Annotated in this window: 25 protein-coding genes; 10 read left to right on the top strand and 15 right to left on the bottom strand. The window is 70.5% G+C overall.

Annotated elements, in window-relative coordinates:
* Positions 1-72: 72 nt before the first annotated feature.
* Both ABZS80_RS23065 and ABZS80_RS23060 read right to left on the bottom strand, forming a co-directional pair.
* Positions 73-1,164, bottom strand: coding sequence for an RNA-guided endonuclease TnpB family protein (locus tag ABZS80_RS23065; RefSeq protein WP_355058857.1), 1,092 nt, complete (start codon positions 1,162-1,164; stop codon positions 73-75).
* A 114-nt stretch (positions 1,165-1,278) separates the two neighbouring features.
* Positions 1,279-1,944: a haloacid dehalogenase type II gene (locus ABZS80_RS23060; RefSeq protein WP_355058855.1), complete on the bottom strand. Its 666-nt coding sequence runs from the start codon at positions 1,942-1,944 to the stop codon at positions 1,279-1,281.
* Positions 1,945-2,022: 78 nt separating this feature from the next.
* Here ABZS80_RS23060 and ABZS80_RS23055 point away from each other — a divergent pair, with 78 nt between their 5' ends.
* Positions 2,023-2,349: a helix-turn-helix transcriptional regulator gene (locus ABZS80_RS23055; protein ID WP_355058853.1), complete on the top strand. Its 327-nt coding sequence runs from the start codon at positions 2,023-2,025 to the stop codon at positions 2,347-2,349.
* A 78-nt stretch (positions 2,350-2,427) separates the two neighbouring features.
* Here ABZS80_RS23055 and ABZS80_RS23050 read toward each other — a convergent pair whose 3' ends face one another.
* Both ABZS80_RS23050 and ABZS80_RS23045 read right to left on the bottom strand, forming a co-directional pair.
* Positions 2,428-2,553 carry a hypothetical protein gene (locus tag ABZS80_RS23050; protein ID WP_355058851.1) on the bottom strand — a complete coding sequence of 42 codons (126 nt, stop codon included), beginning with the start codon at positions 2,551-2,553 and terminating at the stop codon, positions 2,428-2,430.
* Between the two features lie 53 nt (positions 2,554-2,606).
* Positions 2,607-3,092 (bottom strand): SgcJ/EcaC family oxidoreductase, encoded by a 486-nt coding sequence (locus tag ABZS80_RS23045; RefSeq protein ID WP_355058849.1) that lies wholly within the window; start codon positions 3,090-3,092, stop codon positions 2,607-2,609.
* Positions 3,093-3,188: 96 nt separating this feature from the next.
* On the opposite strand from ABZS80_RS23045, the gene ABZS80_RS23040 reads away from it, so the two are divergent.
* Entirely contained in the window at positions 3,189-3,635 is a 447-nt protein-coding gene (locus tag ABZS80_RS23040; RefSeq protein ID WP_355058847.1) for a MarR family transcriptional regulator, read from the top strand.
* 11 nt (positions 3,636-3,646) lie between these two features.
* Here ABZS80_RS23040 and ABZS80_RS23035 read toward each other — a convergent pair whose 3' ends face one another.
* Complete coding sequence (locus ABZS80_RS23035) at positions 3,647-4,105, bottom strand: Lrp/AsnC family transcriptional regulator (protein WP_355058845.1); 459 nt, start codon at positions 4,103-4,105, stop codon at positions 3,647-3,649.
* A gap of 93 nt (positions 4,106-4,198) precedes the next feature.
* On the opposite strand from ABZS80_RS23035, the gene ABZS80_RS23030 reads away from it, so the two are divergent.
* The 3 genes from ABZS80_RS23030 to ABZS80_RS23020 all read left to right on the top strand — a co-directional run bounded on the left by ABZS80_RS23030 (position 4,199) and on the right by ABZS80_RS23020 (position 6,342).
* Positions 4,199-5,050, top strand: coding sequence for a TIGR03619 family F420-dependent LLM class oxidoreductase (locus tag ABZS80_RS23030; protein WP_355058843.1), 852 nt, complete (start codon positions 4,199-4,201; stop codon positions 5,048-5,050).
* Complete coding sequence (locus ABZS80_RS23025) at positions 5,047-5,472, top strand: nucleoside deaminase (protein ID WP_355058842.1); 426 nt, start codon at positions 5,047-5,049, stop codon at positions 5,470-5,472. Before ABZS80_RS23030 ends, ABZS80_RS23025 begins: the two co-directional genes overlap by 4 nt.
* Positions 5,473-5,844: 372 nt before the next feature.
* On the top strand, positions 5,845-6,342 hold the full coding sequence (locus ABZS80_RS23020) for a GNAT family N-acetyltransferase (protein WP_355058840.1): 498 nt from the start codon (positions 5,845-5,847) through the stop codon (positions 6,340-6,342).
* 100 nt (positions 6,343-6,442) lie between these two features.
* Here ABZS80_RS23020 and ABZS80_RS23015 read toward each other — a convergent pair whose 3' ends face one another.
* The 7 genes from ABZS80_RS23015 to ABZS80_RS22985 all read right to left on the bottom strand — a co-directional run bounded on the left by ABZS80_RS23015 (position 6,443) and on the right by ABZS80_RS22985 (position 13,452).
* Positions 6,443-6,979: a hypothetical protein gene (locus tag ABZS80_RS23015; protein WP_355058838.1), complete on the bottom strand. Its 537-nt coding sequence runs from the start codon at positions 6,977-6,979 to the stop codon at positions 6,443-6,445.
* A 162-nt stretch (positions 6,980-7,141) separates the two neighbouring features.
* Positions 7,142-8,311 (bottom strand): M20 family metallopeptidase, encoded by a 1,170-nt coding sequence (locus tag ABZS80_RS23010; RefSeq protein WP_355058837.1) that lies wholly within the window; start codon positions 8,309-8,311, stop codon positions 7,142-7,144.
* A complete protein-coding gene (locus ABZS80_RS23005) occupies positions 8,308-9,339 on the bottom strand; it encodes a 2-dehydropantoate 2-reductase (RefSeq protein WP_355058835.1) in 1,032 nt (343 codons plus the stop codon). Before ABZS80_RS23005 ends, ABZS80_RS23010 begins: the two co-directional genes overlap by 4 nt.
* Complete coding sequence (locus ABZS80_RS23000; RefSeq protein WP_355058833.1) at positions 9,336-10,154, bottom strand: SDR family oxidoreductase; 819 nt, start codon at positions 10,152-10,154, stop codon at positions 9,336-9,338. The genes ABZS80_RS23005 and ABZS80_RS23000 overlap by 4 nt, the downstream gene beginning before the upstream one ends.
* Complete coding sequence (locus ABZS80_RS22995) at positions 10,151-11,464, bottom strand: MFS transporter (RefSeq protein ID WP_355058831.1); 1,314 nt, start codon at positions 11,462-11,464, stop codon at positions 10,151-10,153. The genes ABZS80_RS23000 and ABZS80_RS22995 overlap by 4 nt, the downstream gene beginning before the upstream one ends.
* Before the next feature lie 51 nt (positions 11,465-11,515).
* Entirely contained in the window at positions 11,516-12,427 is a 912-nt protein-coding gene (locus tag ABZS80_RS22990) for a polysaccharide deacetylase (protein ID WP_355058829.1), read from the bottom strand.
* A complete protein-coding gene (locus ABZS80_RS22985) occupies positions 12,424-13,452 on the bottom strand; it encodes an Lrp/AsnC family transcriptional regulator (RefSeq protein ID WP_355058828.1) in 1,029 nt (342 codons plus the stop codon). Before ABZS80_RS22985 ends, ABZS80_RS22990 begins: the two co-directional genes overlap by 4 nt.
* A gap of 821 nt (positions 13,453-14,273) precedes the next feature.
* On the opposite strand from ABZS80_RS22985, the gene ABZS80_RS22980 reads away from it, so the two are divergent.
* Complete coding sequence (locus tag ABZS80_RS22980; protein ID WP_355058827.1) at positions 14,274-15,446, top strand: malectin domain-containing carbohydrate-binding protein; 1,173 nt, start codon at positions 14,274-14,276, stop codon at positions 15,444-15,446.
* A 575-nt stretch (positions 15,447-16,021) separates the two neighbouring features.
* On the opposite strand, the gene ABZS80_RS22975 is transcribed toward ABZS80_RS22980, so the two are convergent.
* Both ABZS80_RS22975 and ABZS80_RS22970 read right to left on the bottom strand, forming a co-directional pair.
* A complete protein-coding gene (locus ABZS80_RS22975) occupies positions 16,022-16,372 on the bottom strand; it encodes a hypothetical protein (RefSeq protein WP_355058825.1) in 351 nt (116 codons plus the stop codon).
* Between the two features lie 206 nt (positions 16,373-16,578).
* The gene (locus tag ABZS80_RS22970) at positions 16,579-17,823 is read right to left on the bottom strand and encodes a phospholipase D-like domain-containing protein (protein WP_355058823.1); all 1,245 of its coding nucleotides are present in this window, start codon (positions 17,821-17,823) and stop codon (positions 16,579-16,581) included.
* A gap of 106 nt (positions 17,824-17,929) precedes the next feature.
* Here ABZS80_RS22970 and ABZS80_RS22965 point away from each other — a divergent pair, with 106 nt between their 5' ends.
* Complete coding sequence (locus ABZS80_RS22965) at positions 17,930-18,781, top strand: glycosyl hydrolase (protein ID WP_355058821.1); 852 nt, start codon at positions 17,930-17,932, stop codon at positions 18,779-18,781.
* A gap of 31 nt (positions 18,782-18,812) precedes the next feature.
* Here the strand turns inward: ABZS80_RS22965 and ABZS80_RS22960 are convergent, their stop codons facing one another.
* Positions 18,813-19,898 carry a CapA family protein gene (locus ABZS80_RS22960; RefSeq protein ID WP_355058819.1) on the bottom strand — a complete coding sequence of 362 codons (1,086 nt, stop codon included), beginning with the start codon at positions 19,896-19,898 and terminating at the stop codon, positions 18,813-18,815.
* A 438-nt stretch (positions 19,899-20,336) separates the two neighbouring features.
* Here ABZS80_RS22960 and ABZS80_RS22955 point away from each other — a divergent pair, with 438 nt between their 5' ends.
* The 3 genes from ABZS80_RS22955 (at position 20,337) to ABZS80_RS22945 (ending at position 23,850) form a co-directional block, all read left to right on the top strand.
* Complete coding sequence (locus ABZS80_RS22955; protein WP_355058817.1) at positions 20,337-21,287, top strand: NADP-dependent oxidoreductase; 951 nt, start codon at positions 20,337-20,339, stop codon at positions 21,285-21,287.
* 143 nt (positions 21,288-21,430) lie between these two features.
* Entirely contained in the window at positions 21,431-22,858 is a 1,428-nt protein-coding gene (locus tag ABZS80_RS22950) for a cytochrome ubiquinol oxidase subunit I (RefSeq protein WP_355058815.1), read from the top strand.
* Positions 22,855-23,850: a cytochrome d ubiquinol oxidase subunit II gene (locus ABZS80_RS22945; protein WP_355058813.1), complete on the top strand. Its 996-nt coding sequence runs from the start codon at positions 22,855-22,857 to the stop codon at positions 23,848-23,850. Before ABZS80_RS22950 ends, ABZS80_RS22945 begins: the two co-directional genes overlap by 4 nt.
* Positions 23,851-24,080: the final 230 nt, after the last annotated feature.

Below are 24,080 nucleotides of genomic sequence, written 5' to 3'. Positions count from 1 at the left end.
TGTAGAGGGGAAGGAAGCCGCAAAACCGATCATGCATTCACGGCGAGGCAGCAACCGCCGCAACACACCCAATTAGCCAGCAGGATCCAGTTGGCGGGCCAGTTCGCCCCATGCCGCGTCGGCGATCGCCGACGCCAGGCGCCGGTTGCCGAGCATGCCGGTGATGGTGAGAGTCTCGATGGCGAGCCGGCCGTGGGTATTGACCAGCTGGTTGGAAACCTGGTGCAGGAAACGGCGCCGGATCGCGGCCACCCGGGCGTGGTGGCGGCCCAGCCGGGCCGCGGCCTTGGCGCGGTTGTTGGAGCCGCGCTGTTTGCCGGTGACCTTCCGGGACAGGCGGCGCTGGCGCGCCATCGCGGCCCGGGCGGGCCGTGGCCAGCCGTCGACCCGCAGGACCTGCGTGCCGTCGGCGCGCGCTGCGGCGACGAACGTCGACAGGCCCCGGTCGACACCCACCCACCCTGCGGCGCTGGTGTTCGGCTGGTGGCGGCGGGCATCGTGCAGGTCGGCGGCTTCGCAGGTCAGTGACACCGCCCACCGGCCGGCCCGGTGGCTGACCGTCGCGGACACGACCTTCGCCCGCCCCGTGGCCAGCATCCGCCGCAGCCGGCGGGTGTCCTGCCGTACCGCCAGGGCGCCGATGCCGGGCAGGGTCACGGTACGCGGCGCCTGCTCACCGATCCGGATACCCGCCCGGCCTGCGGCAGAGGTCCTGCTGCGGATGCGAAACGACAGCGGTGCGCGTTTCTTGGACTTGAACCTCGGAAAACCGACCCGCCGACCCCGCCGGTGGCCGGTGCGCGATGCCGTGTACGCGGACAGGCCGCGGCCGAGATCAACCGCGGCTTCTTCAAAGACCTGCTGACATACCTCACCCCGCCACGCCAGACCGGTTACCTGCACCGTGACGGTCCCGTCACCGGCGGCGACCAGCACCCGGCCCGCGTCACCCGACCGTTTCCACCCGTTGAACGCGTTGATCAGGTCGAAGCCCGACCACGGCACCTTGCCGACCGTCCCACCGCGCTTGCCGTCCAAAGCGTCCTTGACCAGCCGCAGGCACTGGTTGTAGCCGAACCGGGCCGCACCCGCATGCCGACGCAACGCCATCTCCTGCTCGGAAGTCGGGTTCAGACAGAACCGGAACGTGGTGAAACGGGCCACGGCAGCACACCATGCCACACACCACCGACAAACAGCCCACCACCCGCACAGACCCAGAAACCCCACGGGCCAACCGACAACAACGGCTCACAACCCCGAGCACCAGCCGCTCACTTATGAAACACGCCGTAGTACCAGCGCGTCGAGCGAACAAAAGTCGACCACGACCGCGTCCGGGTCTGGCCACGTGGGCAGCAGTGTGTGACCGGGGCGGGCGACAAATACCGTGTGCATGCCTGCTGCCTGCGCGCCGGCGATGTCCCAGTCGTGTGCCGCGACCATCACCGCATCATCGGGTTGGCGGCCCTCACGTTCCAGAACGAACTGGTAAGCGGCCCGGCCTGGCTTGAGGGTCTCGGCGTGCTCGGCCGAGTAGACCTGGTCGAGCAGCCCAGTCAGGCCGGCGTATGCGAGTTGAGTCTCGACGACGGCCTGCGGCGAGTTGGCAAGCACGACGAGTCGGTGCCCGGCGGCTCGGAGGGCTGCTAACGCGTCAGGCACATCGACGTGTGCCGGCAACCGTCGCATGGTGGTTCCGAGCTGCTCAACAGCTGCCGGCGGCAGTTGGACGTCGAACCCCTGCGCGACCGTTCGGGCGCAGTCGGCTCCTAGTTGGGCGAAGTCCCGGTATTGGCCGGTGGCAGTGGCGACCAACGCACTGCGGACCAGTAGGTTGAACCAGTCGCGGCGGGCGTTCGGCGTACCGAGGTGCTGTGCGAACACCGAGTCCAGCGGTGAGAGGTCCAGCATGGTCTCGTTGACATCGAAGATCCAGAGCATCGGTCCGCCGTTCGTAGGTTCGGTTTTTATAGTACTCGGACAAGGTACTACGATCGCCATACCTAAGGAGGGGGCGACATGATGGCGACATACTCTGACGTGCCAGCTCCAGGCGCGATCGAGCTTGGCACCCTGCTCGCGGCGTTGGCCGATCCGCTGCGCCGCGGTGTCGTCCTCGACCTACTTGGGCGAGACGACGACGAGCACGCCTGCAGCTCCTTCAATCTGCCGGTGGCCAAGTCCACCCGCACGTACCACTGGCGAATACTGCGGCAGGCCGGCCTGATCACTCAACGCGACGCCGGCAACGGCAGCTTCGTCCGACTCCGCCGGCAGGAGCTGAAAAGCCGCTTTCCTGGGCTGCTCGAGGCGATTCACGGCGCCGCGAGGAGTTCACAGGAGTAGGCGCGCCTGTCTCACCGAACTGGCAACAACAATCCCGGCAGCGCAGAGACAGCATCCCGTCCAGAGCCCGACCCGTCCTCAAACTGCCGCCGACCGCGCGGCGTCCTGGTCGGATCGCGGCGGGGGCGCGGCCCGCAGCAGCACCGCCACGACCACGCCGAACAGCAGGCCCGCGGCGGCTTTGCCCCAGGAGGAGCTCCACATAGAAGGTCATGGCCAGTACCCGCCGATGACGCCGCCCAGGGCAGGGCCGATGTTCAGGCCGTAGGCCGGCCCACACCGACGCGGCGGGCTGCGTGGCCCACGGCCTGAGCCATCCGCGAAGGCAGCGAATTCGGGGGCGGAATCTGCACAGGACGCACCCGCCCGTTGTGCAGTGCGGTGAACCGCCAGCCACGGTCGGTGCGCACGGCGACCAGTGTCTGGCGGGACAGGCGTCGCTTGGGCAGCTTCGAGCGCCAGGGCATCAGCACCGAGGCGGTGCCGTGGACGATCGCCACCCCTGGAGCGACGTGCCGGATCGACTCGACGTCACCGACGAGTGCGGAACCGGCGAGCACGCCGCGGAAGAGCTGGTCGTGGGCGTTCTGCATGTCGAGGCGGCCGATGGCGCGGGTTCCGTCGTAGGAGACGTAGTCGGAGTCCTCGGTGAAGCAGGCCCCGTAGGCGACGGCGTCGTTGTCGGTCCAGGCCTGCATGAGTCGGCCGAACAGTTCCTGGATCTGGCGGTCGTCGGTGATCATCGTGCCCTCCGCAAAACTGGTATCGTTTCGTTCGCCGGAAACTACGATAGCAGAAAGTTTCGAATGTCGAAGGATTGTCTCGTCCGGGACGTAGCGATGCAACTGCGGCTGCTCCAGCAGAGCTTCGACGCTTTCGACGAAGCGGCCGCCGCTCGGCTCGGCCTCAACCGCACTGACCTGCGCGCGATGGATCTCGTGCTCGCCAACGGGGGTCCGCTGTCGGCGGGGGAACTCACCAGCGCCCTCAAACTCAGCCCAGCGGCGACCACCACGGTCATCGACCGCCTGGAACGCGCCGGCCTGGTCCGCCGTACCCGTGACGCCGAGAACCGACGGCGGGTCCTGGTCACCGCAACGGACGCCGCGCGCACCGCTGAACAAGACATCTATCTACCTGTCGGCGCTGCCGGAGCACAGGCCCTCGGCAGGTACAACAAGGACCAACTCGCCACGATCCTCGACTTTCTACAGACCGCCCGCCAGGTTCAAGAAGACCAGGCGGCGCGGGTCAGCATGATCCCCGCACCGCCCCAGGGCCGCTGATCACGCCGGGCTCACGAGTGGGGCGGTGTCAGGCGCGGGCCGCGGTAGGGCAGGGTGGCGCTGTAGACCACGTTGGTGGTGGTGCTGCCGAAGGCAGCGACTTCGTTGACGACCTGTTCGAGGTGCGCCATCGACGTCGCGGCCACCTTCAGCGCATAGCAGTCGTCTCCGGTGGTGCGCAGGCACTCCAGGATCTCCGGCCGTCGCTCCAGCAACCGGTGCAGCGGTTCATGCCGGCTGCCGGGGTACTTCAGCCGGATCACCGCGAGCACGGCGAAGCCCGCCTTGGCCAGGTCGACCTCCGCGCGGTATCCGCTGATCACGCCGATCGCCTCCATCCGCCTGACCCGTTCGCTGGTGGCCGACGCGCTCAGCTGAACCCGGCGGCTGAGCTCGGTGATGGGCAGGTGGCCGTCGCCCTGCAGCTCGGTCAGGATCGACCAATCGATAGCGTCAAGATTCTCGGCCATAGGGCCAATCTACCGGCGGGTTCACGGCGAAGGCCAGCAAAGGCCGGGAACTATGTGTTCCACCCCGGACGCGTCGCAGCTAGCGTGGGACCCGTGCAAATTGGTGTGAACGTACCGAACTTCGCCCCGGGCACCGACCCGGACTTGCTGCGACAGTGGGCGCAGACGGTCGAGGGCCTCGGCTTCGACCTGCTGATGGTCTCCGATCACATCGCGGTGACCCCGGACGTGGCCGAGCAGTACCCGGCGCCGTTCTACGAACCGTTCACCACGCTGTCCTGGCTGGCCGGCATCACCCACCGCGTCCGGCTGGGCACGACGGTGCTCATCGTCCCGTACCGGCACCCGCTGCTCACCGCCCGGATGGCGGCGAACCTCAACCGGCTCAGCGATGGCCGGCTCGTCCTCGGCGTGGGCGTCGGCTGGGCCCGGCAGGAGTTCGAGGCCCTCGGCGTGCCGTACCGGCGGCGCGGCGCACTGACCGACGAGTACCTGCACGCCATGCGCGACGCCTGGCGAGACACCGACGACTACGACACGGCCGCGATCCCGATCTGGGTCGGCGGCAACAGCGACGCCGGCATCCGTCGCGCGGTGCTGCTCGGTGACGCCTGGCACCCGCTGAGCGTTACGCCCGGATGGCTGGCCGACGCAGCCGGGCGGCTGAAAGCCACCGCCGACCAACTGGGCCGCCCGGTGCCCGCGTTGACGCCGCGCATCAAATTCCGCGAGACCCGAGAAGCCGTCACCGCCCCGGACCGGCTCGCCGGTGTCGGCACCATCGACCAGATCATCGCCGACCTCGAACAGATCCGTCTGATCGGCGCGGAGACGGTGGTGCTCGACCCGTTCAACGGCGACCTGACCGAGATCCGCCAGCCCGAACGCGCCTTTCAGACCCTCGCGGCCGTGGCCGCGTACCACAAATCCCAGGAGGACCCATGACCCCCGACGACGAGAAGCTTCTCCGCCGCGCCGTGGAACTCGCCAGCAACGCCGGGGCATCCGGCGAACGGCCGTTCGGCTCGTTGCTGGCCGGCGCGGACGGCACCGTCCTGATCGAGGACCACAACACCGTGGTCTCCGACTCCGACATCACCGCCCACCCCGAGCTGAAGCTGGCCCGCTGGGCCGCCCGGGAACTCTCCCCCGACGCGGCGGCCGGCACCACGATGTTCACCAGTTGCCAACCCTGCCCGATGTGCGCGACCGCGATCGACCGCTCCGGCCTCGGCCGGGTGGTGTACGCCCTGTCCGCAGAACAGTTCCAAGAGGTCAAACCAGCCACCCCGCCGTCGCCTCCAGTGCGCTACGAGGGGCCTGCGCTGTTCGACGAGGCGCGCCGGCCCATCGACAACTACTACTAGGACGTTTGTCAAAGTCTTTGCCAGGGCGTGAGCTGCCCCGGGATTGAGCGCGTGTCGGAGATTCAGCGACCAAGAAGAACCCACAACCGGAGACCTCGTGAACCTCCTATGTCAAGTCGTCGGCGTTTGAGCCCACGCTGTGGTGTGCCGGAGGTGCTGGGAGACGACGTCGGCGAGATGGCGGCAAAGGATCCGGATGGCTTCGGTCTTGGAGTTGCCCTGCTTGAGACGTCGTTCCACGAGTGTTCTGGCCGGCGAGTGCGTAGCCGGGTGACGGCGATGCGCTGTAGAGCGGTGTTGAGCTGGCGGTCGCCGCCTCGGTTGAGCGCCTCCTGGATCATCCCGCGCCCACCGGTTGTAGCCTCGGCCCTCATGAATTGGCTGCCTGACGACTTCGTCCACCCCGTCCACGTGCCCGTGCCCAACACCGCGCTTCACCTGCGGCCGATCCGGGAGGCGGACACCCCGCTCGACTACCCCGCCGTGATGGGCTCCCGAGAGCGCCTGTGGGAGATCTTCGGCCCGGCCTGGGCCTGGCCCCAGGAGACGATGACCTATGAAGAGGACCGCATCGACCTGCTGCGACACGAGAAGGAAATAGCCGCGCACCAGTCGTTCAACTACGCGCTGCTGGACGAGGACGAGACGGCGATCCTCGGCTGCGTCTACATCGACCCGCCCGAGCGCACCGGATCCGACGGCGAAATCTCCTGGTGGGTCGTGGACGACCTTGCCGGCGGCGAGGTGGAACGCGCGCTCGACGCGCTGGTGCCGCAGTGGATCGCCGCCGACTGGCCCTTCCGGCAGCCCCGTTATCTGGGCCGCGACATCACGTGGCAGGACTGGCTCGCGCTGCCGCGCGCCTCGTGACCTGCTCCGGCTCGGTGCCTGGATAGTGTCGTTGAAACGCTGTTGCATCCAGTCGCGCTCCCGGGTCAGGGCGTCGCGGTCGTCGCCCGCGTCTTCGGTGTCAGGAGCGAGCGAAGGCGTCGGTGAGCGCGATTATCGCGGCGGTAACCAGTGTCGGGCCAACCCCGATTCCGTTGACGGCGCTGACCGGAAGTGAACGGCGACGGGCAACAGGCACAGCGGCAGCTGCCACGACGATGACAACCGCGGCCACCAGGTAGAGCAGCGGAGACCGCAGCAGCGGCGCGAGCGGGATGAAGTGCACTCCCACCACCAGGGCGATCCAGACCGGGACGAGTTCGCGACGGCCACGCCGGATCGGCACGCCCGCTCTGATGCCGGCCAGGGCGAACTCGACGCCTACGATGATGCCGAACAGCTGAGAGGTGTCGCGGTCGAACACCGTGCCGGTGTTCCAGATGCTCCAGGACAGCAGGCCGGCCGTGACCAGGATCAGTGCTGCCAGCACGGACCCGGTGATTAGCCATTTCTTCCAGGGCTTCGGTGGCTGCTCCTGCGCCCAGCCGAACCACCCCATCGCGAAGAAGCCAAGAATGGCGGCCGTCATGGCTGCGTCGCGGGCGAACTCTGAGGTCATGGCGTCCTCCCGGAACGGCTCGGCTGATCTTGGCCGGCTGTACCCGGGAGGACTGCCACTACCGATGACGCGGCCACCGAGGCGAATCTGCGGGCGACGGGTGTCCCACCGGCTAGACCTGCTCACAGAGGGGCCCGAGCGGCGACGGCGCCTGGGCCTGTTTCAGTGGGCGAGTGCGGTGACGAGCCCTGCCGCCAGGGCGGCGCGCTGCAGCATCCCAGAGACGGTGGCGTGCTCGTCGCGGGCGTGTGCGCCCGACCCGACGGCACCCACGCCGTCGAGCACTGGCAATCCCAGGGCCGCGGCGAAGTTCCCGTCACTGGCGCCGCCGACCGCGATCTCCCGCAGCTCGAAGCCGAGCTGGCCGGCTAGCCCCTGGGCCCGGGCGAACAGGTCGGCGATCGCCGGGGTCCGCACCATGACGGGCCGGTTCCACCCGCCGTCGACACGCGCCCGGACCAGCGGATTGCTCGGCCGCCACCCGCACAGCTCCCGCTCCACCCGCTCCGCTTCCGCCTCGGAGGAGACCCGTACGTCAATGCCGGCGTGCGCCGAACCGGCGGTGACGTTGCGGCGGGTGCCGCCCGAGACGGTGCCGACGTTGACGCTCGTGCCAGCCGCGAGGTCCGTCAGCGCGGTGGCGTGCAGGACGAACTCGGCGAGGGCGCTGATGGCGCTGGCGCCCGCGGTGGGATCGAGCCCGGCGTGGGCCTCGACGCCGGTGAGGGTGAGGTCGAACAGGCCAACACCCTTGCGGGCGGTCTTGACCGCGCCGTCCGCGCTGGCTTCGAACACGAGGACGGCGGCCGCACCCCGGCAGGCTTCTTCGATGACGGGACGGGAGGCAGGACTGCCCAGCTCCTCATCACCGTTCAGGATCAGACGCACCGGAGGACGGGGCAGGCGCAGCGCGTCGAGGGCACCCAGCGCCCACACCGCCTGCACGAGGCCGGCCTTCATGTCGAAGACCCCCGGCCCGCGGATGATGTCGCCGCTGACGTCGAACGGAATGTCCTCGATGGTGCCCAGCGGCCAGACGGTGTCGTAGTGGGCCAGCACGGCAACCGGCGCGGCACCCTCCGGGGTTCCCGGGTAGTCGAGCACGAGCGTGTCGCCGTGGTCGCCGCCCGGTTCGGTGCGCGCGGCGGCCGGCGGGCCGAGACGCTGCTCCACCCAGGCGCGGACCCAGTCGCGGCCGCGGGCGAGCGCGTCGAGGTCGTCGCTGGGCGTCTCCAGCCGGACGTACGCGGCCAGGTCTGCCAGCATATCGTCGCGGTGTGCGCGCAGGAAGCCGTCGAGCGAATCCAGATCGAGGTGGATGTCCACGCTCATCGGGCCGCCTCCGCCTTCACCATCCGGTCCAGTGCGGTCAGCCGGTCCTCGCTCATGGTCGACGGGTCGGCCTCGACCTCGGCGAGCTGACCGAGCATCGCGCGCAACACCGGCACGTCGATGTGGTGACGCTCGGCCGCCTGGAGCACCAGCGCGTACTGGGTGGGCACCTCGGTGGCGCGACGGCGCACGGCGATGTCCCGCCAGATGCCGCTGCGGGTCTTCGTCTGGGTGCCCAGCCACGCGACGAGAGCGTCGGTGGCCGCGTCGGCGTCCGCCGGGCTCGCGTCGCCGGTGTAGGCGGTGGGCCGGAACGCGTCGAAGGGCTCCAGCGTGAGGCGTTCCGCCGCGGCGACCGCGAAGACCTCACGGGCGAGGGTGTGCGCGGCGGCACGGTGCCGGTCGAGCAGCTCCCCCATCGCGTCGTCGGCCAGGGCGGTCGCGGTCAGCATCGCGCCGAAGCCGAGCTTGGACCACAGGAAGCCGGCCACGTTGTCGCTGGCCACGGCGGGACCCCAGGCCTGCAGGTCCTCGACCAGGGTGCGTACCCGGTCGGAGACCGCACCGGTCAGCTCCCCGATCGCCATGGCGCCGGCCCCACCGTCGGTGATCACTCCGGGGGCGGTGACGTCGGCGAACAGGTCGACGAAGGCCGCGATCGTGCGCTCGGCGCCGACGTGGCGGGCGATGACGTCCTCGTTGAGCCCGTTCTGCAGGCTGACCACGAACCCGTCGTCGGCGAGGTGCTTGGCGAGCCAGGCGGCGACCCCGTCGGTGGCGTGCGCCTTGACGGCCAGCAGCACCCGCTCGAGCGGGGCGGTGACCTGGTCGGGCGTCAGAGCCGCGGCCACCCGCTGCGCCAGCCGGGTGCCGGCGCGCTCCAGGACGATCCCGTCCTCGGCGATGGCGGCGACGTGTGCCGGGTCGGCGTCCACCACGGTCACCCGATGCCCGGCCCGGGCGAGGTGCCAGGCCACGGTGCCGCCGATCGCCCCGGCGCCGACGATGGTGTAGCTGCGGGAAGTCACAGGGTTGCTCCTTGCGTGGGGTGCGGATCGGGTGCCTGCACCTCGCTGAGGCCGGGCCAGTGCGGCGGCAGGGTGGTGGTGCCGGCGGACGCGCCGCCGTCGACCCGGAGGACGGTGCCGGTGATCCATTCGGCGGCCGGCGACACGAGCCACGCGACCGCGGCGGCGATGTCGTCGGGGCGCCCGCGCCGGCCGAGCGGGTTCACCGACACGGCGGCGGCGTACTCCTCGGTCACCGGGTTGGCCGGGCTGTCGACGGTGACGAACCCCGGGCTGACGGCGTTGACCCGGATGCCGGCGGCGCCCAACTCGACCGCGGCGGCTCTGGTCAGCATCTCCAGGGCGGCCTTCGAGGTGCTGTAGTGGGCGGCGCCGGGCCGGGCCCGCAGGGCGGCGCCGGAGCTGATGTTCACCACGCTGCCGGTCCGTCCGGTCGCGACGGCCAGCTCGGCGAAGGCGCGGGTGGTGAGCATCGGCGCGCGGACGTTGACGGCCTGGACGCGGTCCCACACCGCGGCGTCGAGGTCGAGGAAGCCCCGGGCGGGATAGATGCCGGCGGCGTTGACCACGGCGTCCAGCGGTCCGCGGCGCTCCCAGGCCTTGATGACGACGCGGGTCGGTGCCGTCGGGTCGGCGAGGTCGGCGAGGTCGGCGACGTGGGCGTCGGTGTCGGTGGTCAACGCGGACAGCGTGGCGCGCAGTTCGGGCTCGCGGAGGTCGACGCCGGTGACGGCCCAGCCGTCGTTGGCGAACCGGGCCGCGACTGCGGCGCCGATTCCGCTGGCCGCTCCGGTGACCAGGACGTGCTTGCTCATCCGATTTCCTTGCCCTTGGTTTCCGGCATGGTGGCGTAGACGACGATCCCGATGACGGCGGCTGCGGCGGCGTAGATCCACACCTTGTCGCGGTGGCCGTGGGTGGCCAGCCAGGTGGTGACGTAGGGGGCGGTGCCGCCGAAGATCGCCACGGCGAGGGCGTAGGGCAGGCCGATGCCGGTGGTGCGGACGTCGGCGGGGAACTGCTCGGCCATCACCACGGCGCAGTTGGCGGAGTAGCCGACCAGGAAGAAGACCCCGGCGAGTTCGACGAGGAACAGCGACCAGAAGCCCTCGCCGATGATCTGGAACGCCGGCCAGGCCAGCACGAGGAAGCCGATGGCGAACGCGAGCAGGGTGGGCTTGCGACCGAAGCGGTCCGACAGCTTGCCGCCGAAGGGCAGCAGCACCAGGAAGATCGCGATGGCCAGGGTGTTGGCGAGGAACGCGGTGGTCAGCGGGATGCCCTCGGCGGTGTGGGCGTAGCCGGGCATGTAGCTGACCCACATGTAGTAGAGCAGGGTGCCGGCGATGGTGATCCCGACGACCCGCAGCGCGGCGCGGGGGTGCTTGACCAGCATGTCCTTCACCGGCTGGGGCTTGGCCTGCCCCGTACGCCGCTGCGCGAGTTCGGTGAAGGCGTCGGTCTCCTCGACCGAGACCCGCAGCCACAGTCCGACCAGGCCGAGCAGGCCACCGACGCCGAACGCGACCCGCCAGCCCCAGGTGGCCAGGGCGTCGTCGCTGAGGGTGCGGGTCAGCAGCGTGCCCAGCAGCGAGGCGATCAGCGCGCCGGCGCCGACGGACACCTGCTGCCAGGAGCCGACGAAGCCCCGGCGGCCGGGCGAGGCGGACTCGATGAGGAAGGCCGAAGACGTGCCGAACTCCCCGCCGGCGGAGAAGCCCTGCACCAGACGGGCGAGCACCAGGACGACCGGTGCGAGGATGCCGATGGCCGAGTACGGCGGGCAGATCGCGATGACCAGCGCGGCACCGGCCATCATCGCGATCGTCAACGTCATGCCGGCCTTGCGGCCGTGCCGGTCGGCGTAGCTGCCGAGCAGGGCGCCACCGATGGGACGCATCAGGAACCCGACGGCGAACACGGCCAACGTGGCCAGCAGGGCGGCGCCCGCGTCCCCCTTCGGGAAGAACTGCGCGGAGAAGATCGGCGCGAACGACGCGTACAGGGCCCAGTCGACCCATTCGACGGTGTTGCCGATCGAGCCGGCGATGACGGCGCGGCGCTGCTTGTCGGTGAGGGGCACAGCGGGCGCACGGGTGGGTGCGGTCGCGGTGGTCGCGGTCACGGCGGACCTCCGGGGTGGTCGGGGTGGAAAAGGGGGTGGGGGCGGCGTTTACTACGCGGCGGTCTTCGGCGGCTCGGACAGCTCCGTCCGCACGTGCTCGACGACCTGGGCGTGGGTGGCGAACCAGACGTCGTCGAAGGAGGCCATGTGGCCGAGCAGCTCGGTGAGCACGACCATCCGGGCGCGGTGGCCGATGATGTGCGGGTGCATGGTGAGCTGGAACAGGGCGCCGTCGGTACGGGCCGCGTCGAACTCGTCGCGCCACAGTTGCAGCACGTCGCGCGGCGGTGTGTAGGGCCGTAGGGAGCCGTAGCGCTCCATCATGAAGTACGGGGCGTCGTCGCGGATCCACTCCACCGGCAGCTCGACGATGCCGGTGGGCCGGCCGTCGGCGAGCAGCTCGTAGCAGTCGTCGTCGGCCATGAGTGACGAGTCGTAGATCAGCCCGAGCTCGGCGATGATCCCGAGGGTGGCGTCGGAGAAGTCCCAGGACGGTGTGCGTACCCCGACGGGGCGCACGCCGGTGACCTTCTCCAGGGTGTCCAGGGCCCGCGCGGCGAGCTCACGTTCGTCCTGCGGCGGGAGCAGCATGTTGCGCTCGTGGATCCACCCGTGGGCGGCGATCTCGTGCCCGGCCTCGACGTAGCCGCGCGCCTCGTCGGGATGCAGCAGCGCGGACACCGCCGGCATGAAAAAGGTGGCGGGCACCGAGTGCCGCGCCAGGGCGGCGAGGATCCGGGGCGCGCCGACCCGGGAGCCGTACTCGCCCTGGGCGAGCTTGCCGGGGCGGGTCTCCCCCTCGCGCAGCGGAATGGTCTCGTGGTCGGAGTCGAAGGAGATCGCGACCGCGACCTTGGCGCCGCCCGGCCATGGGGGCGCGAGCCGGCGTCCTGCCCGGACGCGGTCGACGTGGCCGCGCCAGGTGGCCTCGTCCCACTGCCACGGCTCGGTGGTGGCACTCATCGGCTGTTCCTCTCGGTGACGGACTCGGCGGACAGGTGCGACGCGGTGGGCAGCCAGGCGCGCTTGAGCGTGTCGAGTTGCAATGTGGTGTCCGCGCGGCGGACGCCCGGCAGGGCGCCGACGACGTCGGTGGTGAATCGGTAGAGATCCGCGAAGTGGCGCAGCGACACCTGGGCGCACAGGTTGAAGCGGCCGGCAGTGGCGGACAGGTATTTCGTGCCGGGGTCCTCGGCGAGCCGGCGACCCGTCGCGTCCAGCTGGGCGGGCTCGACGTCGAGCCAGAGCATGAACTCGACCGCGAAGCCCAGCAGCGTCGGCTCCACCAGCGTGCGGAAGCGCAGGCAGCCGCGGGCGACCATCGAGTCGATGCGCCGGGCGACCGTGGATTCGCTGGAGTTGACCTGCGCCGCGATCTCCCGGACCGGCATCCGCCCGTCCTCCCCGAGGGTGGCCAGGATGGCCAGTTCCAGGTCGTCCAGGCGATCCGGCGGGCGCTCCCAGACCTGGTCCTCGAACGGGCGCACCGGCGTGGGACGCAGCAGGGCGGCCGCCTCCTGGTCGAGCAGGCCGGTGTCCCAGTCGTGGGCGGAGGTGAACGTCCGCATCACCGTCAACGTCTCGGTGTCGGTGACCAGGTCGGCGCCGGGCAGGTCGTGGACGAGCACCTGGGCGAGATCCCGGTGCGTCCGCACGACGAACTCGGCGACCACGTCGACGCTGCCCGCGACCATGGCCACGAAGCGGGCCTCGGGCCGGGCGGCCAGCCGGGTCACGACCTCCCCGGCGGTGCCGGGTCGGCAGGAGATCCGGACCAGCACCGGAACCCCCAGGCCGCACCGCAGGACGTCGACGACCCCAATGACGCGGGCGCCTCCCCGGTTGCGCAGCGCGGCGAAGCGCCGCTGCACCGTCGACTCGCTGGCCCCGACCACGCGGGCGATCAGACCCCAGGGCGCGCGGCCGTCGAGCTGCAGCGCGGCCAGCAGGCGGCGGTCCAGCGCGTCGAGGGTGGGCGTGTCATCCATGCAACCCATCCTGCGTGACGAAAAGACGCATCGCAAGGCCAATCCCTGGGGATTTCCATCGCGAATCAGCTCTGCACTGCTGCTTATCGGCATAGCTGGGCGGTATCAGATCGCTCGTCGTCCTTCGGAATCACGCTTCGCCCCCAGCAACCCGTCTGTCCGGTTTCGCTGCAGGTGTTGACGAAGCCTGCCTCGGCGAACGCCCTGACCCGCGGTCTACCCCCGGCCCGGCTAGTCGACGCCGCCAGGCGGCAACTCAACCGGGCGGTCACACGTTCAACAACTCGTTCAGCAGGCCGATCACCAGATCGGGGCGTCCAACGAAGGGCGAATGTCCTGTCGCCCACTCCCGGAAGGTCCCGCAGCGCATTGCCATCTTCCGTTGGAGCGCAGGGTCAATGGCCCGGTCAGCGCCACAGGTGACGGAGGTGGATGCGATGTCCTGCCAGCTCTGACGCTCCGGGACTGCCCTGCCGCAGCCAGATCCCGGCCGACGTGTCGTGGATGCGGCGGCAGGCATTCCAGCGCTGCTTCCAACACGGCCTGGTCGATGACCGTTGACATCACGTCCCAGAGGGTCACCCTGGGCGCAGGGCCCCGTCACCACTATCGGTGGACATCGCTCACTCCGGCTGGGGATCCCGCAACGCGAGTCGCCGCGACGCTACTTGCGCCCGAGCAGCGAAAAGCGAGATCATCACGCATGCTCGACCCCTCGCCCGAGGACGAACGGCCTTCACCGACGGTTTCCACGCCGCAGGTACGGGGACGGCGTCGGCGGCGACAACCCCCTCACCCGCGGGTCGTCGGCGACGGTCGGCGTGGAGAGCCTGACGCGCAACCCCGCGGGCCAGTACTCGTTCAACCAGCCCATCCTGAAGGCCGGCCTGGGGCTGGAGTACACCCTCCCGGCCGCGGGCACGATCGAGGGCACGGTCACCGACAAGAACGACGGCAAGCCGATCGAGGGCGCGATCGTCACGCTCAAGGGGCCGAACGGTGAGCGGGTCATCACGGCCGACGCGAAGGGCCGGTGGAAGGCCCAGGCGCTGGTCGGCGAGAACACCGTGCAGGTCGACGCGCCGAACTACGTCACCGCCAAGCACCCGGTGACCATCGCCAAGAAGGATCAGGCCGAGGTGGTCGACACGGCGTTGACCACGGGCGTCGCCACCGTCGCCGGAGGTGACTTCGACTGGCTCCTCGACAAGGACCAGAAGGCGACGGCCGACGTGACCGTGACCAACAGCGGCTCCGCCCCGCTCGAGGTGCGGCTCAGCGAGCAGAAACGCACCAGCGACGGCGGGCACGAGGCCGCCGACCTTCCGTGGCTGACCCTCACGGGCGCGGCCGCAACCGGCACGGTCACGCTCGCGGCCGGGGAGTCCACCACGGTCACGGCGACGGCCGACAACGGCGGCGTCGAGCCCGGTGTGCTCGTCGGGGACGTGCTCGTGGCGTCGAACGCCGGCAAGGGCGAGGTCCAGCTCAAGTCGGTCCGCCTGGCGACCTCGGCCTACTGGAAGGGCGTCGACGTGGGCAGATCCGGGCAGGTCGGCACCGACGGCTTCGTCTGGTCGCCCGACCAGCAACTCGGCTCGTCGCCGTGGGGCTACGTCGGCGGCAAGGCCCGTACCACCAAGGCCGACATCGCCGGCACCGAGGACGACGCGCTGTTCCGCACCCAGCGGACCGGCGAGACGTTCAGCTACGTGTTCAAGAACGCCCCCGCCGGGACGTACCGGATCGGCCTCGACTTCGCGGAGATCGAGAAGGTCAAGGTCGGCAAGCGTGCCTTCGATGTTCTGGCCGACGGCAAGGTCGTGCTCTACGACCACGACGTGCAGGCGAAGGTGGGTGCGCTGACCGCGGACATGAACACGGTCACCGTCGAGCATGCCGGTGGCGATCTGACGATCGAGCTTCGCCGCGAGAAGGGCGAGAGCGACCCGATCCTCAACGCCCTGAAGGTTCAGGAGGACCCGCGCCTATGAGATAGCCGCACCGGTCCGCCAGCAGTGGTCAGAGCCTCCTCGGAAAGGATCGCCGGGGAGGCTCTGACCTCGACTACCTGATGACGTACTGCTGGCTCGGCGAGCCGCGGCAGCGCGATGGCTCCACCGCATCAGTGCACTCGTCCGACATGTCGGTCTGATGGCTGCTTCGGCCGCCGCATGCCTGCCTGGTGGTGATCCCGGTCACCTCCGCGGTCGGACCGTTGGCGGTCGCGCAGGGCGGGCGGCAGGGTCATGGGTCGGCGTCGTCGCGCCAACCACATCCCAGCAGGTCAGGAGCGTTCGTTGCCCGCCCACCGGCGTCCCCGCCCACCCCGTTCGGCCGCGCTGCCCGTCGCGACGGGAGCCCTCGCCGCCCTGCTGGTCGGCGGAGCGGGTCTCGGGTTCGCGCTGATCGGAGACGCCGAGGCTGACCCCGGCACCACCGCGCCGGCGCGGGCCGCCGGCGCGCCGGACCTCCGGCCGGCACCGGCCGCCCCCACGCCGGATCCCCCGGCGACGCCCAGTGCCCCCGCCGTCTCCGGTCCGTCTCCCACCGACGTTCCGCCGACTGATCAGGTGGCCCGGACCGAGTCGGTGCGGCAGCCGACCGCCGCCCCGGCGACTACACGCCCGGCGACCGGCGCACCGAAGCCGACGGACACAAGCCCGGCCACCAGGCCACCGACCACGAAGCCGACGCTGCCGCCGACGCCCGGATCGACCCCCTCGTCGCCCCCGACCACCGCCCCACCCAGCCCGTCCGGCACCCCCAGCCCGTCCGGCACCCCCACCCCGTCCGCCACCCCCACCCCGTCCCCGTCCTCCCCCGGTCCGACCCCGTCGAGCGGCACTCCGGGGCCGAGCAGCCCGGCGCCCAGCGGCTCCGCGTCCACCGACCCGGGGTCGCCCCCGGCAAGCCCCACGGGTACGACGACGCCGGTCCCCTCCTGACGGCCGCCGCGGTAGACAGGCCAAAGCCCATGTGCTTGTGAGGTGGTCCGGCCCTGAAGTCACGGCGTCCGGCCGGCGTCAGGCGCCGAACCCACGGGGCGGTCAGGCGCGAGGGGCCATTCGTCCCGGCGACGGAGGCGCCAGACATGGCGGGCACCGTGCTGCCGCGGCCCGGGGGTCAGGATCGGCAGGGGAAGCTGCTCTTCGCGCAGGTCACTCCGGTGTTGTACGCGTCGTTGAAGTGCGTGTAGTAGGCGTCGTAGAGCGGGTGCGTGCTTCCGCCCTCGGGGGCCATCTTGACGAAGATCTCGTCGTTCTCGTTCAGCGCGTCCTGCGTCCAGTTCTGTGAGCCGGTGTAGACGCGGTACTGGTACGCGCTGCCGTACCGGCCGTAGGCCGCGAAGAACTTGTGGTGCACCTTGTCCTTGCGGCGAATGGACACTCCGGCGTCGAGCAGTTGGTTGTAGACCGACTGGCTCATCGCGATTCCGCCGTCGGCGTTCGTACCGATCACCATCCAGACCTTGCACCCGGCGGCGCGGAACCGGCTGACCAGGCTGACGATCTGCGGGCGTCCGGTGGTGACCGCCGCCATGCCGACGCGCAGCCGGCAGTCGGCGTCCGGGGTGAGGTCGTTGAGCCGGGTGGCGATGGTGTCGGTCTGCCCCGCTCCTTCGGGTGAGGCGTAGGCGTCGGCTGCGGTCGCCTGGTAGTAGCCCCGGCCGGACGCGGAGTCGTAGTAGTCGTCGCCGCTGTAGTGCCGCCGGTTCCACAGGTCGGTGAAGTTCGCGTTCAGGCCTGCGGCGAGCGCCGCGTCGCCGTAGACGGTGATGGCGTTGTTGAACGCGTCGGGGCCGGTGGCGTAGGTGAGGTTGCTCGACCCGAACCAGACGACGTTGCCGCGGGCGACGCCGTTCGGGTCGGTGGTACTGGAGAAGGTGACCAGCTTGGTGTGCATGTCCCCCGCGGCGCTGGTGCTGATGCAGCCGTGACCGCCGCTGCTGTTCAGGCAGAACTGGTGGCTGGCCAGCTGCTTGATGGTGGTGATGGCCGGGTCCGTCGAGGTCGCGTTCTTGCCGTCGAGGACCACCAGCACGGTGACGCCGCGGGTCTGGGCCCGCACCAGCGCGTCGGCCACCGAGTCGACGGTGAGGGAATGGATGGCCGCCCGGATCGTGGCCCCGGCCGGTGTGGCGTCGATGAGCCGTTGCAGCTCGGTGATGATGGTGTAGTCGCGTCCCGCGGTCGGGTTGCTGAAGTGCGCCCACACCGGGTAGCCGGCCAGCGTCGCCGATGCCGCGGACACATCCGCCGGTGCCGCCGTGGCCGCCGGCACCCCGCCCGGCGACACCGCCAGCGCCCCCGTGAGCAGAGAACACACCAGCGTGCGACGGGCCGCGGCACTCACCCCACTGATATTCATGGATAGGCATCGTTGGAGGAGACCTTCCGTAAGTCAATGCCTGTTGGCATGATTCTCCGCAGGCGCCCTTGCGTACGTCCAGATCGTGTCGCCACGGAGGTGGATGATGGTCGGCTCCAGCCGGCACGCGAGCCGCACCGCGCCCGCCCGGATGCTCGCGTCGCTGTGTGCGGCCGTGGTCGCTGCGGCGGCCTTCGGATGGACCGCCCCCGCTGCGGAGGCGCGCGCCTCCCATCGCCAGGACCTCCGGGCCTCCAGCGCATCTCTGTTCGCCGTCAACATCGACCCCAGCAACGAGGCGGCCTGGCAGCAGTCGGCACCCGCCCGGCTCGCAGCCGAAGGATTCCGGGGGGTCCGCTTCGTGTCCCGGCAATGGATCCAGCCGCGTATCGACGAGCTGAAACAGGCTGGTCTCCAGGTCATGGCGGTGGTCACCGACGAGTCGGGCGGCTACGTGCCGTGGAACGCCGACTACCTCCAGATCGGCAACGAGCCGGACATTCCCGGCACCTACCTGTCGCCATCGGAGTACGCCGACACGTGGGTGCTGTACCGCAACACGTACCCGCAGTTCGCCGGCCGGTTCGTGATGGCCGGTCTGGCCTCGGGCGGGCAGAACGCCGTCAACTACGCCGCCGCGGTGTTCGCCGCGATCGGCGGCCGCGCTCCCCTGCCCGACCTCGTCGCCATCCACCCGTACGCGAAGACCAGCGGGCAGGCCGCAGGCGACTTCGACCAGATGTGGAACGCCGTCGGTCGTCCGGTGGTCGCCACCGAGTGGCACAACGAGGACGACACCTGGAACTTCCAGTGCATGCTCGCCGGCCGGTCCAGCGTCTGGAACTCGGTCTTCTCCTACACCGACGCGATGGTCCCCGGCTTCGGGCTCCGCGACGGGGCCGGAAACCCGAAGCCCTTCTACTACTCCCTGCTGTCCACTCCGGAGTCCTGCCGGTAGTCCTCGTTGAACGCCTTCGCCGTCCGCCGCGCTATTCGGGGCGCTTGGCGGCCAAGCCGGCACACCGCTGTGCGGTGGCGAGCTTGTCGAGGATGCGTTGCTTGCCAGCCCCGGTGGCCGGAACCGGCTGGCCGCTGGCGGAGACCGTCGCCGGAACGAAGCGGCGGTCCACCACCGCCCGGCCGCGCACGACCAGGTTCAGCACCCCGGAGTCCGTGCTGTGCGAATTGGCGTACCAGAGGAAGTTGCCCAGTCCGTAGTGCACGTAGGTCCGGCCCAGCCAGCCGTCGGCCAGCAGCGTGTGCGCGTGTGCACCGACCAGGATGTCGGCGCCGGCCGCGGACAGCTTCCCGGCGAACGCTTTCATCTCGCCGCTCGGGCACGAATTGCCCTCGATGCCCCAGTGCATGAAGACGATGACCAGGTCCGCCCGCTCCCGCGCCGAACGCACCGCGGCGGTGGCCCGGGCGGGATCGAACGCCATCGCCACCCCTGATCGGGTGTCCGTCGCCCGCCACGACCCGGCCAGGTCATGCACCTGTGACATGCCGAGCACCGCGATCCGCAGCCCTCGTACCGTGATGAGCCAGGGCGCGTAGGCCGCGTCGGCGTCGCGGCCCGCGCCGAACACCGGGTACCGGGATTCCGCCGCAGCGTCGAGGGTGTCGGCGAGCCCCTGCCGGCCGTAGTCGAGGATGTGGTTGTTGGCGATCGACACGGCGTCGACCCCGGCCGCGCGCAGCGCCGCGAAGGCGGCCTTCGGAGCCCGGAAATGGTACGTCTTCGGCTGCGGGGTCCCCCGGTCGGTCACCGCCGTCTCCAGGTTGACCAGCGTGACGTCGGCGTCGCGCAGCATCGGAGTGATCGGGCCGAAGGCCGTCTCCGGATCGTCGAGCAGGCGCAGGGTGCGGCCGGTGAAGTGGACGTCACCGGCGAAGGCCAACCGCACCTCGACCGCAGAGCTCGGCTCCAGCGTCGCTGACGAGGTCGGACCCAGCGTGGCCCCGCGCCAGACCGGCGCCGGGCCGGTCGACTCGGCGGCGCATCCAGCCAGCCCGACGCCGACCGCGACCGCCGTCAGCGCCGCCAGCCAGGAACGCGCCGTCCTGCGAATCACCGGCCGAGGGTACGCGCTCCGCGCGATGCCCAGTGACCCGGCGGCCGCCACCACAGAACTCGACCATGACGCCCTGCTGGACGCCGTCAGGGCACGGAAACCCTCGCCGGATGCACGCTCCCGGTTAGGCAGCCGCTGCGCTTGTCGGCTGCCAGGTGATGACGGCCGACCGGCGTGTTGTCGAGTCAACGGAACGCGCTGATGTCAGGCACCGATGTCAACTCGCCTCTGTGGCCGGCTTCATGCTCGCCTCGCATGCCCCCGTAGGGGCATACGGACCGAACCCATCAGCGCGCTTATGAGCCGAAGGGGCAAGGGTTACGGAAGTCCCACGGGCGCACTGCCGAACCGCCAGATAATGCGGGAGACGGCCCGCGGCTCATCCCCAGGGCGGCCGGCGGGCTGATCGACATGCGGTCGGGAGGGAGCAGCAGTCGGATGAGCACGATGCACGCCGTGAGAGCCCACACCAGAGGCGGGCCGGAGCAGCTCGTGTACGAGGAGACGCCGCGGCCTGAGCCGGGGCCTGGTGAGGTGTTGGTGGCCGTGAAGGCTGCTTCCATGACACCCACCGAGCTCACCTGGCCGCAGACTTGGACGCACAGCTCGGACGGGTCAGGGCCTGAGCGCACTCCGATCATCCCGTCACATGAGTTCTCCGGCGTCGTCGCGGCGTGCGGGGCGGGGGTGGAGAGCCCCGCCGAGGGGAAGGCCGTCTACGGGTTGATCCCTTTCACCCGCGATGGTGCGGCCGCCGAGTACGTCACCCTGCCCGCGACCGTCCTGGCGGCCAAACCCGCCAGCGTTGACCACGACCACGCCGCAGCGCTCCCACTGGCCGCGTTGAGTGCCTGGCAGGCCCTCGTTGACCACGCCGACCTGCAGGCCGGTCAGCACGTGCTGGTGCAGGGCGGCGCCGGTGGCGTGGGGATCTACGTGGTGCAACTCGCGGCCGGTCTCGGTGCTCGCGTCAGCGCCACGGCGGCGGCGGCCGACCTGGAATTCGTCAAAGGTCTGGGTGCCGAGCAGGTCATCGACTATGCGCACGACCGCTTCGAGGATCACGTTCGCGACGTCGACGTGGTCGTTGATCTTGTTGGCGGAGCCACGCAGTCGCGGTCCTGGTCGATCCTGAAACCGGGCGGTGTGCTGGTCACCCTCGTCACCCCACCCGATGAGCAGGAAGCCGCCCGGCACGGCGTCCGCGGGGTGTACTTCATCGTCGAGCCCGACCAGAACGCGTTGCGTTCCGTCGCCGAGCTCGTCGATAACGGCCGGTTGAGGCCGGTGCTGGACCGCGTGCTGCCCCTCAGTGAGACGCGCTCCGGTTACGAGGCGCTCGAGACGGCCAAACGCCGCGGGAAGATCGTCATCCACGTCGCCGACTAGTCACTGCCGTCGGTGCCGCTGCGGGCACCTGCTGCCCGCTGTTCGTGGGGGCAGCGACGGGATAGTCGCCCGTTACCCTACGCTCTGCCTGGTTATCACCCCATCGGTACGTTTCCGGCCGCCGTGACCGGGTAGCATGGGCCATGCCTGGACTGTCACTGGTGACGGTCGGCGCCAGTCTGGTGCCGGCCGATCCGGCGCAGCTGCTGCCAGCGCGCGAGCAGATGGCCTTCACCCTCGGCTTCCACATCATCCTGGTGCCGTTCGGGGTGGCCTTCACCTTCCTGATGCTGATCGCGAACGCCCGCGGCATTCGTCGGAAGGACAAGACCGCGCTGCTGCTGGCCCGCCGCTGGTCGCAGGTGGCGGCGGTGCTGTTCGCCGTCGGCGCGGTGTCCGGGACGGTGCTGTCGTTCGAGCTCGGGCTGCTCTGGCCGCGACTGATGGGCACCTACGGCGCGGCGTTCGGCATCCCGTTCGCGATCGAGGGTCTGTTCTTCTTCCTGGAGGCGATCTTCGTCGCCATCTACGTCTTCGGGTGGCAGCGGATGCGACCATGGCCGCACTTCTGGACCGGTGTGCCGGTGGTGCTGTCCGGGGTCGGCGGCACGCTGTCGGTGGTCGCGGCGAACGCGTGGATGAACCAGCCGGGCGGATTCACCATGCGGGACGGCAAGATCGTGGAGGTCCGTCCGCTGGAGGTGATCTTCAACGGGGCGTTCGGGTTCGAGGCCATCCACATGTTGCTGGCCGCGTACATGGTCGCCGGGTTCGTCGTCGCCGGCGTGTACGCCGCCGGGATGCTGCGCGGCCGCCGCGACCGGTACCACCGGCTCGGCCTGGCGATACCGCTGACCGTCGCGGCTCTGGTCACCCCGCTGCAGATCTTCGTCGGCGACATCGCCGCGCGGGAGGTCTACCGGAACGAGCCGGCGAAGTTCGCCGCGATCGAGGCCGTCCCGACCACGGGCACCCACGTGCCGGAGGTGCTGGGCGGCTACTACGCGAACGGGAAGGTGCACGGCGGCATCAAGATTCCCTCGGGGGCGTCGCTGCTGTCCGGCTACTCGCCGTCCACCCGCATCCAGGGCCTGGACGCCATCCCCGCCGAGGTGCGACCACCGGACCGCCTGGTCGCGATCGTCCACCTGAGTTTCGACGTCATGGTCGGCATCGGCACGGCGCTGCTGGGCCTCTCCGCCTGGTACGCCCTGGCCTGGTGGCGCCGCCGCGACCTGCCGCGCAGCAGATGGTTCCTGCGGGCGACCACGATCAGCGGCGTGCTCGCGGTCGTGGCGTTGGAGGCCGGCTGGGTGGTCACCGAGGTCGGCCGGCAGCCGTGGACGGTCGTCGGTCACCTCCTCACCCGGGACGCGGTCACCACGTCCGGCAACCTGTGGCTGTTCTTCGCCGCCACCGTCGCGCTGTACGTCGCGGTCGGCGCCACCACCGTGTACGTCCTGCGACTGCTGCGGCGCCGTTGGCGCGACCAGGGCGGAGCGACCGAGACGGACGTGCCCTACGGCCCATCCCGGTCCTCGCAGTCCGCGCCCGCGGGAGGGCAGGGGTGAGTACCTTCGCCGCCGTCGTGTTGTTCATCGGGGTCACCGCCTATGCCGTGCTCGGGGGCGCGGACTATGGTGCCGGGTTCTGGGATCTCACTGCCGGTGGCGCGCGACGTGGGCGAAACTCACGGCACCTGATCGATCAGACGTTGGCGCCGGTGTGGGAGGCCAACCACGTGTGGCTGATCTTCTGCCTGGTGATGCTCTGGACCGGCTTCCCGTCCGCGTTCGCCGCGATCATGACCACCCTCTACATTCCGCTGGGCCTCGCCGCCCTGGGCATCGTGGTCCGCGGCAGCGGGTTCGCGTTCCGGAAGGTGGTGGTGAAGACCGACCAGCAGCGGGCGACCGGGGCGGCGTTCGCCGCCTCGTCGGTGATCACGCCGTTCTTCCTCGGCACGGTCGCCGGTGGAATCGCCTCCGGGCGCGTGCCCGCCGACGGGCACGGCGATCCCGTGACGAGCTGGGTCAACCCGACGTCGCTGCTCGGCGGGGTGCTCGCGGTCGGGGTGTGCGCGTTCGTCGCCGCGGTGTTCCTCACCGCCGAAGCCCGTACGCGCGCTGACGCCCGCCTGGAGGTCTGGTTCCGCCGTCGGGCCCAGGCCAGCGCCGTGGCGACCGGCGCCGTGGCGCTGGCGGGGATCGCCATCCTGCACGCCGACGCAGGACGCCTGTTCGACGGGCTGACCGGCCGCGGCCTGCCGTTGGTGCTGGTCTCCGCGGCATGCGGGCTGGCCAGTCTCACGCTGCTGCATCGGGCGGTGCCGCGGCTGCTGCAGGCGCTCGCCGTCGGCGCGGCCGGCACGGTGGTGGCCGGCTGGGGCGTCGCGCAGTACCCGTACCTGCTCGGCACCCACCTACGCCTCGACGAGGCCGCGGCTCCCGACGCCACCCTGGCATCGCTCACCCTTGTCGCCGCCGCGGCGCTCCTGCTCGTGGTGCCGGCCATGGCACTGCTGTTCGTCCTGCACCAGCGCGGTCGTCTGGACACCACCTGACTCAGTTCACGCTGGCGTCGTGCCGGACGGCGGCCCTCCAGCCCACCCGTCGGTCAACCGCGCGTCCTACGCCGGTGCGTCGAAGCTGTGCTCGGCTAGGGCAGTGCTCCGGGCACGTCAACGGCGCCCGCAGCCCAGCAGAGGAGTACGAGATCGGGCGGCCACAGCCGGTGGTCCGGCGCCCAGGAGCACCTCGACCACCTCAGGGATGTCCTCGCCGACCATGTTGG

Source organism: Micromonospora sp. NPDC005305 (assembly GCF_040607315.1).
Classification (GTDB): domain Bacteria; phylum Actinomycetota; class Actinomycetes; order Mycobacteriales; family Micromonosporaceae; genus Micromonospora.
Note: the sequence above shows the minus strand (reverse complement) of the source record. Positions and strands in the feature narration are given on the sequence as shown.

Coding starts and splice junctions, on each gene's coding strand:
- ABZS80_RS23060 (WP_355058855.1), bottom strand. CDS start 1,944: ATGCTCTGGATCTTCGATGTCAACGAGACCATGCTGGACCTCTCACCG.
- ABZS80_RS23055 (WP_355058853.1), top strand. CDS start 2,023: ATGATGGCGACATACTCTGACGTGCCAGCTCCAGGCGCGATCGAGCTT.
- ABZS80_RS23050 (WP_355058851.1), bottom strand. CDS start 2,553: ATGTGGAGCTCCTCCTGGGGCAAAGCCGCCGCGGGCCTGCTGTTCGGC.
- ABZS80_RS23045 (WP_355058849.1), bottom strand. CDS start 3,092: ATGATCACCGACGACCGCCAGATCCAGGAACTGTTCGGCCGACTCATG.
- ABZS80_RS23040 (WP_355058847.1), top strand. CDS start 3,189: ATGCAACTGCGGCTGCTCCAGCAGAGCTTCGACGCTTTCGACGAAGCG.
- ABZS80_RS23035 (WP_355058845.1), bottom strand. CDS start 4,105: ATGGCCGAGAATCTTGACGCTATCGATTGGTCGATCCTGACCGAGCTG.
- ABZS80_RS23025 (WP_355058842.1), top strand. CDS start 5,047: ATGACCCCCGACGACGAGAAGCTTCTCCGCCGCGCCGTGGAACTCGCC.
- ABZS80_RS23020 (WP_355058840.1), top strand. CDS start 5,845: ATGAATTGGCTGCCTGACGACTTCGTCCACCCCGTCCACGTGCCCGTG.
- ABZS80_RS23015 (WP_355058838.1), bottom strand. CDS start 6,979: ATGACCTCAGAGTTCGCCCGCGACGCAGCCATGACGGCCGCCATTCTT.
- ABZS80_RS23010 (WP_355058837.1), bottom strand. CDS start 8,311: ATGAGCGTGGACATCCACCTCGATCTGGATTCGCTCGACGGCTTCCTG.
- ABZS80_RS23000 (WP_355058833.1), bottom strand. CDS start 10,154: ATGAGCAAGCACGTCCTGGTCACCGGAGCGGCCAGCGGAATCGGCGCC.
- ABZS80_RS22990 (WP_355058829.1), bottom strand. CDS start 12,427: ATGAGTGCCACCACCGAGCCGTGGCAGTGGGACGAGGCCACCTGGCGC.
- ABZS80_RS22985 (WP_355058828.1), bottom strand. CDS start 13,452: ATGGATGACACGCCCACCCTCGACGCGCTGGACCGCCGCCTGCTGGCC.
- ABZS80_RS22970 (WP_355058823.1), bottom strand. CDS start 17,823: ATGAATATCAGTGGGGTGAGTGCCGCGGCCCGTCGCACGCTGGTGTGT.
- ABZS80_RS22965 (WP_355058821.1), top strand. CDS start 17,930: ATGGTCGGCTCCAGCCGGCACGCGAGCCGCACCGCGCCCGCCCGGATG.
- ABZS80_RS22955 (WP_355058817.1), top strand. CDS start 20,337: ATGAGCACGATGCACGCCGTGAGAGCCCACACCAGAGGCGGGCCGGAG.
- ABZS80_RS22950 (WP_355058815.1), top strand. CDS start 21,431: ATGCCTGGACTGTCACTGGTGACGGTCGGCGCCAGTCTGGTGCCGGCC.